This is a genomic window from Collinsella sp. OM08-14AT (genome assembly GCF_003438115.1).
Lineage (GTDB): Bacteria > Actinomycetota > Coriobacteriia > Coriobacteriales > Coriobacteriaceae > Collinsella.
Genome location: NZ_QSTE01000014.1, coordinates 46829 through 63973 on the forward strand (window position 1 = coordinate 46829; position 17145 = coordinate 63973).

Here is a 17145-nt window from a genome sequence, read left to right on the forward strand (position 1 = left end):
ACATGGACCAGCGTTCCGTACGCGATATTCTTGCCGGTAAAACCTACTTTATCCGCACCTTTGGCTGCCAGATGAATCAGCACGACTCCGAGCGTGTGAGCGGTCTGCTTGATTCGTATGGCTGCCTCATGGCGTTCGATCCCGCGCATGCCGATATCGTTGTCTTCATGACGTGCTGCGTGCGCGAGGCCGCCGATACTCGCCTGTACGGTCAGTGCAATTCCTGCAAAAGCCTGCCGCCTTCGCCTTCGGGCAAGCGCGTGGTTGCCGTTGGCGGTTGCATCGCGCAGCGCGATGGCGAGGGCCTGCTCACCAACGTCGATAACGTCAATGTCATCTTTGGCACGCATTCCATTGCACATGTGGCCGAGCTCATTGCCGAGGCGTTCCTTGATGGTAAGCGTCATATCCGCACCAATGAGCATGAGGATACGGACGCCATGAGCATGCCGTGGCATCGCGAGACCCAGTATCACGCCTGGGTGCCCATCATGACAGGCTGCAATAATTTCTGCACCTATTGCATCGTGCCGTACGTACGCGGTCGCGAAAAGAGCCGCCCCTTCGAGGAGATTGTCGACGAGGTGACCGGTCTGGTGCGCCAGGGCGTGCGTGAGATTACGCTGCTGGGCCAAAACGTTAACTCATATGGTCGCGATCTGTTTGGCAAGCCGCGTTTTGCCGATTTGCTGCGTGCCGTGGGCGATACGGGCGTGGAGCGCATCTTCTTTACGTCTTCGCATCCTAAGGACCTGCTGCCCGAGACCATCGACGCCATGGCCGAGACACCTGCCGTAATGCCGCAACTGCACCTGGCCGTCCAGTCAGGTTCGACGCGGATCCTCAAAGAGATGAATCGCCGTTATACACGCGAGGACTATCTGGGCCTGGTCGATCGCATTCGCAACCGCATGCCCGATATCGCGCTCTCGACCGACATTATCGTTGGCTTCCCGGGCGAGACTGAAGAAGACTTTGAGCAGACGCTCTCACTTGCCGAGACGGTCCGCTATGCTCAGGCCTATACCTTCATCTATTCCAAGCGCGCCGGTACCCCGGCCGCCGAGATTGACGATCCTACGCCGCATGAGGTTATTCTCGAGCGTTTCAATCGCCTGGTTAAGGTTATCGAGACCACGGCACACGAGTATAACCAGGGTGAGCTTCATACTGTGGTTCCCGCGCTCATTGAGGGAACGAGTAAAAAGAACGATGCGGTCCTGCTGGGCAAGAGTCCCAAGAATCAGACCGTGCATGCGCCTATCCCCGAGGGTTACAGCATCGATCAGCTTGTTGGCAAGATCGTTGATGTTAACGTTGACGTTGCCAAGACCTGGTATTTGTCCGGTTCCGTTGTGGGCGAGCCGCGCTAATGGTTTCTCCCGGGGCAGGCCTTTCCGCCGTTGCGATCGTCGGTCCGACAGCGGTTGGTAAGAGTGATGTTGCCGACCGTTTGGCAGCTCGTCTTTCGTCCGAAGTGCTGTCGTGCGATGCGATGCAAATCTATCGCGGCATGGACATCGGTACCGCAAAGATGGCGCCCGATGAGTGTACGGCGCCGCTGCGTCTCGTCGACATTGTAGAGCCGGGTGTAGCATATTCTGCTGCGCTTTATCAGGCTGACGCTCGCGCGCATGTTGAACGTCTCCTTGGTTCGGGTTGCCTGCCGGTTTTTTGCGGAGGTACGGGGCTGTATCTCAAGGCTGCCCTTGATGAGATGGACTTTCCCTCGGGTGAACTTGAGGACGATCGCCGTGCGGGCTATCAGGAGCTTGCCGAGCGTATTGGCGAGGAAGAACTGCATGCCCTGCTTGCCGAGCGCGATCCAGAATCGGCTGCTGTTATTCATCCCCATAACGTGCGCCGTGTGATTCGTGCGCTCGAGATGCATGATGATGGTATCTCCTATGCACAACAAAAAAGTCAGTTTAGTGTTCCGCGCGAGCATTATCATGCCCTATGGTTTGGTCTGACGCGTAATCGCGAGGTGCTCTACGAGCGCATTAATCTGCGCGTCGATCTGATGTTTGAGCAGGGTCTTGTCGATGAGGTCCGCGGTCTTATGGCCCAGGGTCTGGGAGATGCCCTGACGTCGATGCAGGCAATTGGCTATAAAGAGATCATTGATGCTTTCAATGGCGTGATGAGCATGGATGAGGCCCGCGAACTCATTAAGATGCGTTCGCGTCGTTATGCCAAGCGTCAGCTTTCGTGGTTTAAGCGCGATGACCGTATCGTGTGGTTTGATATGGATGAATGTACGATCGATGAGGTCGTTGAGGATATCCTGCATCGTATTGAGGCTGCCTAATGGCCCGTTTCCCCCTTGTTCCCACGGCACCCGAGCCCGAGCGTGCCATTTTAGTTGGTGTTGAGTGGCGCGACAATGCATGGCCGCTCGATCGCTCGCTTGATGAGCTGGAGCGTCTTGCTCACACAGCTGGTGCCCGGTGCGTGGCACGCTTGTCGCAGCGTTTGGTAAAGCCGTATCCTAAATCGTTTATCGGTTCCGGTAAGGTTGAAGAGCTGTGCGGCCTGGTGCATCGCATGGATGCCGATGTCGTTATTTTTGACGACGACCTGACCCCCTCGCAGCAATCCTATTTGGAGAAAGCCGTGGGCGAGCCGGTAAAGATTATCGATCGTACAGCACTGATCCTGGATATCTTTGGCCTGCATGCTCAGACGCGTGAGGGACGCCTGCAGGTACAGCTGGCACAGCTTCAATATTTGTTGCCTCGCCTGCGTGGCATGTGGAGCCATCTCGCCAAGGAGCAGACGCGCGGCGGCATCGGCTCACGTTTTGGTCAGGGCGAAAGTCAGCTCGAGGTCGACCGTCGCCTCATTCGTAATAAGATCACTGCGCTTCGTCGTGAGCTCAAGCAGGTTGAACAGCGTCGCGATGTCCAATCCAAGAGTCGCATTGAGTCACCGGCGTTTCGCGTCGCGTTAGCCGGTTATACCAATGCCGGTAAATCGACGTTACTCAATCGTCTGACCGGCTCTACGGTACTTTCGCAGGACAAGCTGTTTGCTACGCTCGACCCGACGACGCGTTCGTATCGTCTGCCCGGCGGTCGCGGCATGACGATTACCGATACCGTCGGCTTTATTCAAAAGCTGCCCCATGGTCTGGTCGATGCCTTTAAATCGACGCTGTCCGAGGTTTTGGGTGCCGATCTAATTCTCAAAGTCGTAGATGCGTCTGACGAGGACTATGAGCGGCAGCTGGAGGCTGTCGACCGCGTGCTTGATGAGATCGGCGCCGGAGAGCGTTTAACGCTGACCGTATTCAATAAAATCGATCTTCTCGATAGCGTCGATCGATTGAGTTTCCGTCGTCGCTATCCGGAGGCCGTTCTGTTCTCGGCCCAAACGGGCGAGGGCCTCGACGATCTCGTCGACCGGATTGCTCGCGAGGCAGCTGCCACCGATGTATTGCTCTCCGCTGATATCCCGTATCGTGAGGGCGCTCTCATCACGCTGGTGCATGAGCAGGGAACCCTTCTGCATGAGGAATATCTCGAGGACGGCGTTCGCATTGTGGCGAAGTTGCCGGCTCGTATTGCACCGCGGCTCGAGCGTTATCGCACCGAGTAGACGAGCTCCAAAATGCCCAGAATGATGGGCTGATGCAGCAGATAAAAGGGGAGAGCGTGACGTCCAAGGCTGGCGAGCGCCGGCAGGGGGTTGGCGTAGGCCCAGCTAGGGACGGTCTTATCGATTCCCTGCGCTATGTGTGCGGCGAAGTATCCTGCAAGATACATAAAGATAAACGGGATGATGGGGTAGTAATCACCTGAGATAAACCCAGGGCTCGGAAATCCCAGCCACGCTAGGTAGGGGACAGGGTAGATCGTTTTGGGGATGCTCCAGGTGATTGCGAACAACATAAGGCATAGGGGCATGCCCCATCTCGCCGCTATCTTCTTAAGGACGGGATCGGTCAACGCTACGATGCCGGTGCATGCGGCCATGCAGTAGATGATGCCAAAATTAACCGAATCGTCGACTGAGACAAGTGTTGTTGCCAACCAGACAACGAGTGCTGCTAAGGCGTATTTGGCGGCACGTTTGATATTGTTGCGCGAAAGGGTGCACATCCAACCGGCGATAAACAAAAATACCCAGCTGATGCTGGCGCGCCAGATGTCTTGAAAGACTGACTGGGTAAACCAGGGTATATCCCAGCCGTACAGGTAGGCGAGATCATAGCAAGCGTGAAAACCTGCCATAGAAATCATCGTAAACCCGCGGACGGTATCAAATATGGTTATGCGTTTTTGCATTACGAGAACCGGCGCATCAAGCCGACGACTTTGCCCAGGATAACGGGATTCGTTGCATAAATAGGTTCCATGGTGTCGTTCTCGGGCTGCAAGCGCACACGCCCCTGCTCCTTGTAGAACGTCTTGACGGTCGCCGAACCATCAATCATGGCCACGACAATTTCGCCGTTCATGGCACTCTTTTGTTCACGGACGATGATGTAATCGCCATTGAAGATGCCGACATTGATCATTGAGCTCCCATGCACCTCAAGGATAAAGGAACCCTGATCAGTGGCGATTTCGGTCGGGATAGTAAACGTGTCTTCGATATTCTGCTCGGCCAGAATGGGAATCCCAGCCGCGACGCGACCAACGAGCGGTAGCGAGACCGTTCCGCGAGGTGCGGTGGGCTCGTCAGATTTAGAAATTGAGACAGAGGAACCATCCTCGTTAAAGAGTTCCAGGGCGCGCGGTTTGGTGGCATCGCGCTTGAGTAGCCCGCGCGCCTCCAGGGCAGAGAGATGGGCGTGCACGGTGCTGGGGGAGGAAAGGCCCACGGCAGAAGCCATCTCGCGCACGCTGGGCGGATAACCCTTCTCCTGCTGATATTCCTTGATGAAGTCGTAAATTTGCTGCTGACGCTTGGTAATTTTGCGAGCCATCAGGGCATCCTCTCTACCCATGTCAAACAAATGTTCGAATTTTGCTTGACAGGAACAACTGTTCGAAGATAATAATAACCGAACATTCGTTCTCGCGCTAGACATTTTTGTCCGCGCGGCTTGATAAAACTGTTCTCAGCAAAACACGCGAGAGGAGAACATGATGAACGTAACGAATATGGTCCAGGGAAACCTCGCCCTTAAGCTCGAGACGCCTGCAGAACCCACTTTTACGGTTGTTCAGGGTGGCCGCTCCGGCTTTCAGCCTTTGACCGTAAAGCCTGCGCGCAATCAGCAGGCTGTAGTCGCGCCGGCCCGCGTTGCCCCGAAGGTTCCGACGATTGTCGCCGTCGCCGTTGCGCTTACGCTCTTCTTTGTCCTCGCTATGTCGGTCTTTAGCGCTCGTCACGCCGCGTATGCCGAGTCCGTTTCCAACATTACCTACGAGACCATTCGCGTTCAGCCTGGCGATTCTCTTTGGTCGCTTGCCGAGGAATATCCAATCGAAGGCCTTTCCACGCAAGAGACTTCCGACATGATCCGTAGCGTCAATCATCTGGAGCATGGTTCGCTCGCCGCCGGTGCGCATCTTAAGGTTCCTGATCGTTCGTAATCATTATCGCGCTGCGCATGGTACCCTTGTTATCGTTTAAGAGGAGGTACCATGCGCTGTCCCAAATGCGGCAAGGCACATACCCGCGTCGTTGATTCCCGTATGCAGGAGTCAAATAACACCATTAAGCGTCGCCGCGAATGTTGCTCGTGTAACTACCGCTTTACAACGTTCGAGCGATGCGAGGACCCTATCGAGGTCATTAAGTCAGACGGAACCAAGCAGCGGTTCGATCGCAATAAGCTGCTCGTCGGCTTGATGCGAGCCACCATCAAGCGCGATATCGACACTAAGAAGCTCAATGAGATTATCGATGACATCGAGGTCGAGCTGCGCTCTCGCACGCTGACGGCCGTCACGTCCCATGAGTTGGGTGACATGGTGCTCAAGCGCTTGGCCAAGATCGACAAGGTTGCGTACATCCGCTTTGCCTCGGTCTACCGCGATTTCAAAGACGTCGATGAGTTTCTGCAAGAGCTCGACAAGCTAAGGTGATTCCATGTCCAACATTACCGTCAACATAAAGCGTCTCGATCCCACCGTCGAGCTTCCCAAATACGCCCATCCCACTGATGCCGGCTTGGATTTGCGCTCCAACGAGGACTGCGTCCTGAAGCCCTTCGAACGCCGTCTGGTCTCTACGGGGCTGGCCATCGCCCTGCCCGATGGCTACGCCGGCTTCGTCCAGCCCCGCAGCGGCTTGGCCATCAAGCAGGGCCTGTCTATAGTCAATACGCCGGGCCTCATCGACGCCCACTACCGAGGAGAACTCAAGGTTATCCTCATCAATCTGAATCCCTCCATTAACATTCAAATCAATAAAGGCGACCGCATAGCCCAACTCGTCATCCAAGAAGTCCCCACGGTCAACCTTATAGAAGTAGAAGAACTAGACGAAACCGACCGAGGCAAAGGAGGCTTCGGCTCCAGCGGCATCGCCTAGGGCGCTCGTATCCCTCCCGCCCGGGGCTTACCTATATCATTCCATGCTCAAACATTCTCGCGTCGCTTCGCTCGCTGCGAAACTGCGCGTGGAACGATATGTGTGAGAGGCAGGCGGGCGGTTACTCGCTTGAAACAATATTTACTTTTCTAGTAAGTCGATGCGATAAAGGGACGCCTCCTTTGTCGCATCGACTTACTGTATTTATATTTTCTGGTTCCCCTTTGCAGATTCTACTGGAGGGGAATCTGGTATAGCTGCTAGTACGTAAACGCAGCTTACCTGCGGGAGGCCCCTATATATCGTCCCACGCGCAGTTTCGCAGCGAAGCGAGAATGTTTGAGCATGGGATGATATATAGGGGCCTCCCGCAGGTAAGCGGACATTAAGACGCTACCTGATATGCGCAGGTTTTTCGCCCCAGTAGAAGCGGCAGAAGGCTCGTTTGCGCTTTTGGGGTTTGCCTACGAGCTCCATGGCGGCGATGGCTATGTCTTCGGCTGCGTGGGGGCGGCGTAGTACTTCGCCGTTGATGAGTAGGGCTTTGAGTGATTCGGGATGATCGTGCAAGTGACGTAGGGTAACGATGAGCTCTCGTGCGGTGGTGACATGCATGCTGGCGCCCATGCCGGTGAGCATGGTGGTGTTGGCCTTTTCCTGGCCATAGGACTTGCCCAGCAGGATCATCGGCAGGTGTGCGCACAGGCATTCGGTGACGGTGAGTCCGCCCGATTTGAGAATTGCCAGGTCGCAGCCGTGCATAAGCGCTGCCATATCATCGACATAGTCCAGAACCGTGACGTTTTCGAGCTTCATGGCGTCGAAGAGCGTTTTGAGGCGGGTGGCATATTCGGTGTCTTTGCCCGGCAAAAAGACAAAGTGCATGTCTTCGAAGCTGCGTAGGAAGGGGAGGGTGCGGTCCATCTCCGCGCGAAAGCGAACGTACGGTTGAGGCAAGCTGGCACCGGCCATTACCAGCACGACGGTCTTGTCGGTGGGGAGGTTGAACTTAGCTAGCTCTTCCTCGCGATCGTAATCCGTGTCGAATCCGGCGCGAATAGGAATGCCGGTAATGCGAATCTTTGTCTCGAGCACCTTGCGCGGACGCAGCGTTTCGGCCATAAATTCGTTGGCAACACAGAATAAATCGGTGTCCTTGTGGGGCCACCATCCCTCGACTTCGTAGTCGGTCGGTACGCAGATGACCGGATAATCGATACCCGTAATTACGCGGGCGCCCACGGCAACATTGGCTGCTGTGATGTGCGTTGCGACCACGGCTATGGGCCTGCGGCTACGAATATAATCGTTGAAGGCGGGGAACATAATTCTCGACCATGCCGTGCCACCACCCCAGAGCAGATGTCCCGTAAGCGTATATCGCCAGGTCAGGTCGTAAATGGGGCGCGTGGCTCCCGTAAAAGAAGCCGCGGTCTTATTGCCGTCGAATTTAATACGTCCAAAATCAAGGATATCGAGCACTTCAATCTCAACATCCTCGGGGATACCATTGGTGCCGCGGATGAGGTCGAATGCCTGCGCAATCGCATTTGCGGCGGCCTTGTGGCCCGAGCCAACCGAGGCGTGCACGATGGTCACGAGAGGTTTTTGCTGATCCAGGAGCGTGGTTTGCTCCGATTGGGGAGTGCTAAGCGTGAGCAGGGGAGCGTCGTCGCTCGTCTGCGTCTGATCCATCGATAACTCCCCTTCGACGTTGTAACACGGATTTATCATTGTAGTGCATGAGTGTCACGTTCACGTAAATTTGGGTATGAGCGCAAAGAACGACAACGTTTCGACGAGAGGACTCTTCATGATTACCGATCAGACAATCGATGTTGCGATTATCGGCGGCGGTCCCGCGGGTTATGCTGCCGCCATTTATGCGGCGCGCGCCAATCTTACGACAACCGTTCTTGAGCAGGGCATGTCCGGCGGACAGATTGCCACGAGCAACGAGATTGAGAATTATCCTGGCATTCCGCTGCTGAGCGGTGCCGAACTTGGTGAGCGGTTTCAACAGCATGCTGAAGGCCTGGGGGCTCAGGTTGAATGGAGTATGGTAACAGGCGTCGACTACGATGCCGATGCGGCTCAATTTACCATCCATCATGATATGGGTGACACAACGGCCAAGAGCGTCATTGCGTGCATGGGCGCCACACCGCGTCCTGCGGGTTTTGTTGGCGAGGACACGTATCGCGGTCGTGGCGTTTCGTATTGCGCAACATGTGACGGTATGTTCTTCCGCGGCAAGCAGGTCTTTGTTATCGGAGGCGGCAATTCAGCATGCGAGGAGGCGCTGTTCCTTTCCGACATTGCCAGCAGCGTGACCATCGTGCTGCGTCGCGATCAGTTCCGTGCACCCGAGGGCGTTGTGAATAAGGTGCTTGCAAAGGACAACATTTCAGTTAGGTACCAAACTAGTATTGTTAAGCTTTCTGGTGAAGCGATGCCCACAACCATTACGTTCAAGGACAATGCGACTGGTGAAATGCACACTGAGTCCTTTGAACCTGGCTCATTTGGCATCTTTGTCTTTACGGGGACGCAGCCGCATACCGAGCTGGTTGAGCATCTCGTCGATCTGGCTCCCGACGGCGGCATTGTCACCGACGATTCGATGGCTACCCGTACGCCCGGCTTATTCGCAGCCGGCGATATCCGTTCCAAGCGTTTACGCCAGGTTGTGACCGCCGTTTCGGACGGAGCCATAGCGGCAACCAGCTCATACGCTTTCCTACGCGGATAAGTACGATAATATATCTTATGTAAGGTTGCTATCTTTACACAAAGTGGTTGGACGGTGCATCAATGTGCTGTCCAACCACTTTTACTTGGCGACTATGTGGTATGCAAAACTAGATAACCTAGAATACAATATAGAAAACGAACGGAGGCCTCTTATGAACCACGCTAAACATGTTATCCCGATGTCCGATACGTCGGTCAGCATTAAGCCTGAGGATATTCAGCCGACGGTTCTGCCGGATGCATTTATTCAGTCCGATATGGTGGGTAAACTCAACGCGTTGAGCCTGCCACGCTATGACCAGCTGCCCAACGTAACGCTCTATCGCGATCAGGTCATTGAGTATGTTGCACTGTGGATGGAGCCGCTTTCCATTTGCGTAGAGCAGCCCGTTATAACGCCGTCGATGATCAATAACTATGTGAAGGTCGGCCTCGTTCCTGCTCCCGTTAAAAAGCAGTATGGCCGTGAGCAGATTGCGCGTCTCATCGCCATTTGTATCTTTAAGCAGGTGCTGCCCATCGCAGCGGTTCAGGCGCTCTTTAATATTCAGCGCTTGAGCTACGACGCTCCGACGGCTTTCGATTATGTTGTCGATCAGCTCGAGGCATCGATTCGTGCGGCGTTTTCTGTTGAGCAGACTCCCGTGCCCGATACCGCACATCAGGTTACGCGCGAATCGCTGCTCGTGCGCAGTGCGGTATCGTCCTTCGTTTCGAAGGCGTATCTGATGAGCTATCTCAAGTTCAATGGGTTTAATAGCTAACCGAGGTATAAGACGGGCGGGATAAAGAGCCAATGGCTCCTTATCCCGCCCGTACGTTTGTCTAGTTGGATATTATCGGCCCGACGCCACGCCCATACCGTAGCCGATAATGAGGCCGTGCATCTCGGCATAGTATGAATCTAGCCCGTTACAGGGCATGATAATCGTCTTGGAGCCGGGCCAATGCTCCGCAATGCGGCTGGCAAGCGCCTGAGCGCCCGCCTCATTCTCGACATGGTCGATAACGACCTCGCCGCCGGTAAAGCCTTCGGCCTCCATGGTGTCGACAATCTTGGTGAGCATCTTCTTTTCGCCGCGGGTGTGCCCAACGAGTTCAATTTTGCCCGCTTCGCTCGCCGTGCCCAAAATGCGGATATTGAGCTTGTTGGCAATGACGCCGGCTGCCTTAGGGATACGTCCGGCTTTGGCCAGGTTTTCGTAATTGCACAAGCTGAAGAGGATTTTGCTGTTCTGCTCAAGGCTATCGAAGTATGCGCAAGCGTCCTCGAATGAGACATCCGGATTGCTTGCAAGATAGCGGTCGAACAGCAAGAAAATGAGGTCCATTTTGCCGCCAGCTGCGCGCGAATTGACAAGATGAATATTGCGGTCCGGTTCCTCGGCAAGAACCATATCGCGAGCCGTGGCTGCTGCGTTGTAGCTGCCCGACACGCCCTCAGAGATTGGCATGCAGATGGTCTTGTCTGCCAATTTGAAGAGCTCGGCCCACTCCCCTACGCTGGGACAAGCGCTCGAAGAAGCGTTCGTCTCCGCCTGAACAGCGCAGTTGAGCTCATGAACATCGAGCGAAAGGTCATCGATGAATTCACGCTCCCCCACTCGAATTTTGAGGGGTGCGAATGCAAAGGTGGTACGGGGTGCAGTCGGTTGCCAATCGCGAAGATTGCAGCTCGAATCGGAGATAAGTGCCCAGCTCATTGAGGGTCCTTTCTAATTGTTCCTCAACAATTATAGCCGTCTTTCTCATAAATTGAACGGCTATCTAGTTTTGAATACTAGATAGCCGTTCTGTTCATAAGGCAAACGGTAGGCGCAAAAAGAATGGGCCTCGTGACTCAAGATCGCGAGGCCCACGTTCGTTCGCTGTAGTAATAAATTAGTAGCGTACGAAGATGTAGTTGTTGTTCATACCGGCTGCAACGGAGCTGATGATAACGCCGGTTTTGTAGTCGGAAGCATGGATCATCTGACCATTACCGATATAGATGCCGGTATGGTAGGAGTTAACCACAACATCGCCGGGTTGCGGATCGGACACACGGGTCCAACCCATGAAGGTGCCGGTGGTGCCCAGGCGGCAGTAGCGGCCCGTGAGGCAATAGCTTACAAAACCGGAGCAGTCAAAGCTGTTCGGTCCAATGCCGCCCCAGGAATAAGCGTATCCGAGCTTGCTGTAGGCGCGCGAAACAACGGTACCGCCGTCAACGGACTGGCTCGGTGCGGAAGGCGTCGGAGTCGGAGCGGGCGTCACGGGCTGCGGCGTGGGAGCAGGAGCCGGAGCGGGCGCGGGCGTGTTGCCGCCGTTGTTGGTCGTTCCGCCACCATTGTTGGTGTTCTCGGTCGTAACGGCGGTGTCGTTGCTCACCGTGGCCTTTTCGGCAGTACTGGCATTTATGCCAGCCTGCAGCGCGGCGTTGGCCTCGGCCTCGGCGGCAAGCTCGGCTTGCAGCTGAGAATCCAGGGAGTTCACGACGCTCTGGGCCTCAGCCTGCTGGGCATTGAGCTCGTCGACCTTCTTCTGCGTCGCGGCTACGTTCTTCTCCTGCTCGGTCTGCTTATCGGTGAGCTGCTGCTTAAGGTCCTTGACATCCTGAATGGTCTGGGCCTGCTTGTCGGACACCTTGCCGTAGTAGAAGAGACGGTTGAGCATGTCGCCCAGATCGTCGACGCCCGTCAAAACCTGAAGCAGGCTCAGACCGCCGGTCTTGTACTCACCGGCAACGTAGTTAGAGAGCTTGGCCTGGCCTTCGGCGATCTCTTGCTGCTTTTGCGTGATCTCGCCTGCAGTCTGATCAAGCTCCTGCGTCTGTGCGGAGAGTTCTTCATGAATTTGCTGGGTTTGCGTGCCGATCTGCTCGAGCTTGGTACGAGCAGCGGCAAGGTCGGATGCGGTATCGGCGTAGGCCGGAGCCACGAGGCCCAGGCCCAAAACACAAGCGAGGGTTGCCGTAGCAGCGCAGCGTGCCATGTTTCTGTGCGTGTTTGCTGTGCGCATGGAGCTTCCTTTCCGGTATCTAAGGGTAGCGGCTAGTCCACCGTTACCAGGCTAAAGAGCTCAATGTCCTCGTTAGAAGGCGTGAGCTTCTTGCGCGGGTTGAGAAACGCAAGCTCAAGGATACAACCGTAACCCACAAGCTTCGCGCCCATATCTCGCACCAGTTTACCTGTTGCCTCGACGGTTCCGCCCGTCGCGACCAAGTCGTCCAGAATCAACACGGTATCTTTAGAGCTGATAGCATCGGCGTGAATCTCGATAGAATCCGTTCCATACTCGAGCTCGTAGCTCTCGCTGACCGTCTTGCGCGGCAGTTTACCCGGCTTACGTGCGGGAACAAAGCCGGCACCCAGGGCGACGGCCACGGGAACGCCGACCATAAAGCCGCGGGCCTCGGGTCCTACGACCTTGGTAATGCCCATGTCGGCAAAATGCTCGGCCAGGGCATCCACCATGGCCTTCAGGGCCTCGGGATTGCCAAAGAGCGGCGTGATGTCCTTAAAGACGACTCCGGGCTCGGGATAGTCGGGGATATCGACGATATGAGATTCGAAGTCGTACATGGCGTGACCTTTCATGGATTGCCGGGTGGACGGCGGTTATTTACCCGTGTTAGCAGACGAGCTATGCGAGGGGACGAAGACCTTGGACGGCTGCACGAGCGACTCCTCGTGCGCGGCAACCGCGGGGACGCTTGCCCCATCGCTTTTGGCCTTGGTGGATTCGGAACGCGCGATCTCCTCATCGAGAGCATCGATATCGGCATCCTCGACCACGGCGTTGAGCGACTCAAAGACACGGTTCTTAAGGAGCGCGGTGTGCACACCCTCGGTCAGGTCGTGAAGCTTCTTAAACGCACGCTCGAGCTTGGCGTCGCGCTCGTCATCGGAGGTATCCATGCCGAGCATGCTCACGAGCACCTGCTCAAACATCGAGGACTCGCGGTTGGCGGAAGACACGTACTGACGCAGGTTGCGGGGCTCGATATGGAAGCGTGACAGCTCGGAGCAGTAGCGGATGATTGGAAAATCGCGACCATCGACGAGCTCACGATTCTGCGGACTCTTGATGATGCGAATGAGGTCGTTCTCGGCGAGCGAGCGGATAAACGAAATCTCGACGCCCAGCATATCGGGAATGGTCTCGATGGGATGCAGCTTTTGCTTAGTCTCCTTGGGCTCCGTCTTGAGCGGAACATCGGACAGCAAGCCCACCTCGTAGGCGAGCGTTGACAGGTCCGTGGCGTTTTCCAAGCGCTGCTTAATCACGTTGAGCGGCATGTAGCGGGTCTTCTGCAAGTGCAGAATGACCTCCAGGCGATCAACGTCCTCCTTAGAGTACTGACGGTATCCCTTAGGCGTACGATGAGGGGTAATGAGCCCCTCATCTTCTAGAAATCTAATTTTTGAGTTCGAAAGATCGGGGTATGCGCCTCGAAGAAGGTTGACGACTTGGCCGATACTCAGATAGTTGCGTTCGGCCATGCCCTACTCACCGGTTTCGATGCGCTCCGGCGTGCTCTCGTGGTAGATGAGCGTAAACGTACCGATCTGGACGGAAGAACCATCGTGCAGCGGGGCCGCGTTGACAATGGCGCCGTCGACCCAGGTGCCATTGAGCGAGCCCAGGTCCTCAATGCGAGCGCCGAGGCCCTCGCGAATAATGCGCGCGTGGCTACGCGAAACGGTCATGTCATTGAGGAAGATGCCGTTCGCAGGATCGCGGCCGATGGTGGTCACGTTGTCCTCGAGCTCAAAGGCGGCACCAGTCTGCGGACCCTTGACGATGGACAGAACGGGTGCGGTGATGCGCACGTTGGCCATGAGGTCGGGAACGGTGACGTCGCTTGAAGGCACGCGGAATACGCAGGTAGCGTCAGCAGCCTTATCATTCTGAGGCATATTGTTAACCATGTTGTCCATGACAACCCCTAACTTATCGCGGACGTGCCGCAAATAATGAACCGTACGTAATCATACCCCAACGAATCAGTCTTCGATTTCAGGGTTCAGAAAGTCGATGTCCTCGTCCTCGGGATGCGCGAGAGCCTGTTTAATGGCCACTCCGCCCTTAATGGAATAGATGACAGCCGTGAGCATGGAGAAGATCACGCCGCCGTACACAAAGAAGATGCCGAGGGGCACCGAGCTTCCGTTGAGGCCCGGGAAGGCCGTAAGGGTTGAAGGTAAAAGATGCAGGCCGTCAATAACGGGGAACCCGAGCAGCATGAGCGAGAAGCCGGTCATGAGCAGTGCAGTGGCAATCTTTCCGGGAAAGACGACATCGATGGGGCGACGGTGATAATGACGCACGATAAGCGTGCCGATGCCCAGATAGATGTCGCGGCCAATAATGAGCACGCAGACCCAGATTGGCAACTCTCCGCGAACCACCAGCCCAAGTACGCCGGTGAACAGCAGCGCACGGTCGCAGATGGGATCCATGACCTTGCCGAGCCACGAGACCGTCTTGGTCATGCGGGCGATCTGACCGTCCATCCAGTCGGTAGAGGCGGCAACGGCGTAGATAACGATGGCGATGACGCGGTTGTTATCCGTCACAAACAGGTACAGAAATACCAGGGTGAGGATCAGGCGCGTAAAGGTGATGAAATTGGAGATCGTAAAGATCTTATTCGACGGGTAATCGGAAGTGCCGATAAGCTCCTTTTTGATCTTCTTTTTGATGCCCACAGGACTCCCCCGCTGGTTAACGACAAAACTTTCGATACTATACCCGTTCCGGCGATGTCTATCCAGCGTATGCATAGAGAGTCCAGACATATGGAGGATGCTACTGGGTTGTGCGGGATTCTGCATTTGTGTACATCAGCCTCCAAATATGACATTTTTCGGCATCTTTGATGGCTGATGTACACGTTTTGATTCGGTGATTACATCGATCGGGAAAGTTGTTGCCTTAAGCAAATTAATCATGATGTGCGGGTCGAGAAGGGTTGGCGCCAAAAGAGCCCAACGGCCGTTACGGCTTCGTTAGAAACGCGCCCCACCATGGATGGTGAACCCGAAAGGTAAGGCGCGCGGGCACGGTGACTCGGCCCGCGCTCCCGGAAGAGAAAGGATAAACCCATGGGTTACATGCTCGAGACGCGTGGGCTCACCAAGCGCTTCGGCCGCGGCGACCAGGCGCAGGACGCCGTGGCCGATGTGAGCCTTCATATCCGCGAGGGCGAGGTGTACGGGCTGCTCGGTCCCAACGGCGCCGGCAAGTCGACAACGCTCAAGATGATCTGCGGGATGCTGCGGCCGACGGCCGGGGAGATCCTCTTTGCCGGGCACGCCTGGCGCCGCGAGGACCTCTACGCAATCGGCAGCCTCATCGAGGAGGCGCCGCTCTACCCCAACCTCACCGCGCGAGAGAACCTGCGCGTGCGCACCACGCTGCTGGGCCTTCCCGAGAGCCGCATAGATGAGGTGCTCGCCGCCGTGGACCTCGCGGACACCGGGAAGAAGCGCGCCGGGCGCTTCTCGATGGGCATGCGGCAGCGCCTGGGGCTCGCACTGGCGCTGATCGCCCGGCCACGCCTGCTCGTGCTCGACGAGCCCACCAACGGCCTCGACCCCATCGGCATCGAGGAGCTGCGCGACCAGATCCGCGGCTTCGCGGCGGCGGGTACGACGGTGATCGTCTCGAGCCACATCCTCTCCGAGGTGCAGCAGATGGCGGACACCATCGGCATCATCTGCGGGGGGCGCCTCGCCTACGAGGATGCGCTTCGTCCCGGACAGGACCTCGAGGAACTCTTCATGAGCTTCTGCCGGGAAGGGCGACGAGCGCGCGGGGAGGTGGCGGCATGACGGGTGAGAAAGGCGGCCTGCTCGCGGGCCTGCGCGCCGAGGCCCTGAAGTCGCGCCACGCGGCACCGGTTCGCCTGGCCGTGCTCATGGCGCTGCCGATGCCGCTGCTCGGCGCGATGCCCTACCGGGGCGTGCAGATCTTTAGCGCGTGGAACTACTGGTACGCGCTCTTCCTGCCCGTGTCTCTCTCGCTCGTGGTGGCGTGCGTCGCGCGGGCGGACGCTCGCACGCGGATGCGGGGGCTTCTGGGCCTGGGCTTCCCGCTCGGGCGAGCCTGGTGGGCTAAGGCGCTCTGGTGCCTCGCTCTTTGCACGCTCTCGAACCTCGTGGTCTTCGGCATCTACCTCGCGGGATCGGCGTTCTCCTCGCAGGGTCTCACGGCCGCGGGCACGCTCACGATGCTCCTCTGCGCGCTCGCCAACACGGTGACCGCGGCGTGGATGATCCCCGCAGGGCTCTTCCTCACGGCGCGGCTCGGCATGCTCGCGGGCATCTTCTGCCCGCTCGCCGCGCAACTCGTAGGTGGGTTCGCCTGGTCGTTGGTGCCGCTGCCGCAGCTCTTTCCGCCGTCGGCGAACATGGTCATCCCCACGAGCTTCATCCCCGTGCTGCCGAGCGGCGAGCCGCTCGCGGCGGACATGGCGCTCGGCGGGGCGCTCATGGCGGACGGCATGCTCACGCTGGCGGGCCTTGCGGTCTGCGCGCTCGCGTTCGCCGCGCTCACGGCGGCGGGCGCGGCCTGGTTCGCGCGCTCCGAGGAGAGGTGATGGCCATGACACGACTCTCCGACCCGACGCCGCGCATGACTCTCCCGCGGGCCCTGCTCTCCGAGGCCCTGCGCCTGGCGCGCTCCCCGCTCGCGGCGGTGCACCTCGCCTGCGGCCTGGCGGCCGGTCTTGCCTGCGGCGAGTACTTCTCCGTAACCCGATGGGACCCGGCGCTGGGCGCGGACGCCTACGCCCAGTTCCTCGGCGCCCTCATGCCGCTCATGTCCGCCATCGTCTGCGGGCTCGCCGTGGACGAGGAGCGCGCTGCCGGGCGCCTCACCAACCTCACGGCGGTCCCCTCGCGAGGGCGCGCCGTC

At 57.2% G+C, this 17145-nt stretch carries 19 protein-coding genes and 1 pseudogene; 11 read left to right on the forward strand and 9 right to left on the reverse strand.

Annotated features, from left to right (window positions below):
• Nucleotides 1-2 precede the first annotated feature (2 nt).
• Genes miaB through hflX form a run of 3 tightly spaced genes read left to right on the forward strand, consistent with a single transcriptional unit; the run spans nucleotide 3 to nucleotide 3600 of the window.
• Entirely contained in the window at nucleotides 3-1373 is a 1371-nt protein-coding gene (miaB, locus tag DXC18_RS08205) for a tRNA (N6-isopentenyl adenosine(37)-C2)-methylthiotransferase MiaB (RefSeq protein ID WP_117583190.1), read from the forward strand.
• Nucleotides 1373-2311: a tRNA (adenosine(37)-N6)-dimethylallyltransferase MiaA gene (gene miaA / locus DXC18_RS08210; protein WP_117583189.1), complete on the forward strand. Its 939-nt coding sequence runs from the start codon at nucleotides 1373-1375 to the stop codon at nucleotides 2309-2311. The genes miaB and miaA overlap by 1 nt, the downstream gene beginning before the upstream one ends.
• Complete coding sequence (gene hflX / locus DXC18_RS08215; RefSeq protein ID WP_117583188.1) at nucleotides 2311-3600, forward strand: GTPase HflX; 1290 nt, start codon at nucleotides 2311-2313, stop codon at nucleotides 3598-3600. The genes miaA and hflX overlap by 1 nt, the downstream gene beginning before the upstream one ends.
• Here hflX and DXC18_RS08220 read toward each other — a convergent pair.
• Both DXC18_RS08220 and lexA read right to left on the reverse strand, forming a co-directional pair.
• The gene (locus DXC18_RS08220) at nucleotides 3585-4235 is read right to left on the reverse strand and encodes a heparan-alpha-glucosaminide N-acetyltransferase (protein ID WP_233503784.1); all 651 of its coding nucleotides are present in this window, start codon (nucleotides 4233-4235) and stop codon (nucleotides 3585-3587) included. The two genes, hflX and DXC18_RS08220, sit on opposite strands and share 16 nt — an antisense overlap.
• A gap of 53 nt (nucleotides 4236-4288) precedes the next feature.
• Nucleotides 4289-4954, reverse strand: coding sequence for a transcriptional repressor LexA (lexA, locus tag DXC18_RS08225; RefSeq protein ID WP_006235988.1), 666 nt, complete (start codon nucleotides 4952-4954; stop codon nucleotides 4289-4291).
• Between the two features lie 142 nt (nucleotides 4955-5096).
• On the opposite strand from lexA, the gene DXC18_RS08230 reads away from it, so the two are divergent.
• From DXC18_RS08230 to dut, 3 genes are read left to right on the forward strand one after another with little or no spacing between them, the layout of a single operon-like run.
• Nucleotides 5097-5546 carry a LysM peptidoglycan-binding domain-containing protein gene (locus DXC18_RS08230; protein ID WP_158551612.1) on the forward strand — a complete coding sequence of 150 codons (450 nt, stop codon included), beginning with the start codon at nucleotides 5097-5099 and terminating at the stop codon, nucleotides 5544-5546.
• 51 nt (nucleotides 5547-5597) lie between these two features.
• Nucleotides 5598-6041, forward strand: a complete 444-nt coding sequence (gene nrdR, locus DXC18_RS08235; RefSeq protein WP_022093781.1) for a transcriptional regulator NrdR — start codon at nucleotides 5598-5600, stop codon at nucleotides 6039-6041.
• A gap of 4 nt (nucleotides 6042-6045) precedes the next feature.
• On the forward strand, nucleotides 6046-6489 hold the full coding sequence (gene dut / locus DXC18_RS08240) for a dUTP diphosphatase (RefSeq protein WP_117583185.1): 444 nt from the start codon (nucleotides 6046-6048) through the stop codon (nucleotides 6487-6489).
• A 393-nt stretch (nucleotides 6490-6882) separates the two neighbouring features.
• On the opposite strand, the gene DXC18_RS08245 is transcribed toward dut, so the two are convergent.
• Nucleotides 6883-8184: a glycosyltransferase gene (locus tag DXC18_RS08245; protein ID WP_117583184.1), complete on the reverse strand. Its 1302-nt coding sequence runs from the start codon at nucleotides 8182-8184 to the stop codon at nucleotides 6883-6885.
• Nucleotides 8185-8302: 118 nt separating this feature from the next.
• Here DXC18_RS08245 and DXC18_RS08250 point away from each other — a divergent pair, with 118 nt between their 5' ends.
• A complete protein-coding gene (locus DXC18_RS08250) occupies nucleotides 8303-9241 on the forward strand; it encodes an NAD(P)/FAD-dependent oxidoreductase (protein WP_199408846.1) in 939 nt (312 codons plus the stop codon).
• Between the two features lie 154 nt (nucleotides 9242-9395).
• Nucleotides 9396-10007: a DUF1836 domain-containing protein gene (locus DXC18_RS08255; protein WP_187361898.1), complete on the forward strand. Its 612-nt coding sequence runs from the start codon at nucleotides 9396-9398 to the stop codon at nucleotides 10005-10007.
• Between the two features lie 72 nt (nucleotides 10008-10079).
• Here the strand turns inward: DXC18_RS08255 and DXC18_RS08260 are convergent, their stop codons facing one another.
• The 6 genes from DXC18_RS08260 to DXC18_RS08285 form a co-directional block, all read right to left on the reverse strand.
• Nucleotides 10080-10946 (reverse strand): DegV family protein, encoded by an 867-nt coding sequence (locus DXC18_RS08260; RefSeq protein WP_117583182.1) that lies wholly within the window; start codon nucleotides 10944-10946, stop codon nucleotides 10080-10082.
• Nucleotides 10947-11124: 178 nt separating this feature from the next.
• A complete protein-coding gene (locus tag DXC18_RS08265) occupies nucleotides 11125-12243 on the reverse strand; it encodes an NlpC/P60 family protein (RefSeq protein WP_117583181.1) in 1119 nt (372 codons plus the stop codon).
• A gap of 32 nt (nucleotides 12244-12275) precedes the next feature.
• Nucleotides 12276-12821 (reverse strand): adenine phosphoribosyltransferase, encoded by a 546-nt coding sequence (locus DXC18_RS08270; RefSeq protein ID WP_117583180.1) that lies wholly within the window; start codon nucleotides 12819-12821, stop codon nucleotides 12276-12278.
• A 21-nt stretch (nucleotides 12822-12842) separates the two neighbouring features.
• Nucleotides 12843-13727: a MerR family transcriptional regulator gene (locus DXC18_RS08275; protein WP_117716873.1), complete on the reverse strand. Its 885-nt coding sequence runs from the start codon at nucleotides 13725-13727 to the stop codon at nucleotides 12843-12845.
• A gap of 3 nt (nucleotides 13728-13730) precedes the next feature.
• Nucleotides 13731-14165, reverse strand: a complete 435-nt coding sequence (locus DXC18_RS08280) for an FHA domain-containing protein (RefSeq protein ID WP_199409668.1) — start codon at nucleotides 14163-14165, stop codon at nucleotides 13731-13733.
• Nucleotides 14166-14231: 66 nt separating this feature from the next.
• Nucleotides 14232-14936 carry a CDP-alcohol phosphatidyltransferase family protein gene (locus tag DXC18_RS08285; RefSeq protein ID WP_089573364.1) on the reverse strand — a complete coding sequence of 235 codons (705 nt, stop codon included), beginning with the start codon at nucleotides 14934-14936 and terminating at the stop codon, nucleotides 14232-14234.
• A 396-nt stretch (nucleotides 14937-15332) separates the two neighbouring features.
• Between DXC18_RS08285 and DXC18_RS08290 the strand changes: the two genes are divergently transcribed.
• From DXC18_RS08290 to DXC18_RS08300, 3 genes and pseudogenes are all read left to right on the forward strand, one after another.
• Nucleotides 15333-16061 carry a lantibiotic protection ABC transporter ATP-binding protein gene (locus DXC18_RS08290; RefSeq protein ID WP_055250122.1) on the forward strand — a complete coding sequence of 243 codons (729 nt, stop codon included), beginning with the start codon at nucleotides 15333-15335 and terminating at the stop codon, nucleotides 16059-16061.
• Nucleotides 16058-16828, forward strand: a complete 771-nt coding sequence (locus tag DXC18_RS08295) for a hypothetical protein (protein ID WP_117716874.1) — start codon at nucleotides 16058-16060, stop codon at nucleotides 16826-16828. Before DXC18_RS08290 ends, DXC18_RS08295 begins: the two co-directional genes overlap by 4 nt.
• A pseudogene (locus DXC18_RS08300) lies at nucleotides 16828-17145 on the forward strand (hypothetical protein); the annotation flags it as partial. The gene DXC18_RS08295 and the pseudogene DXC18_RS08300, both read left to right, overlap by 1 nt.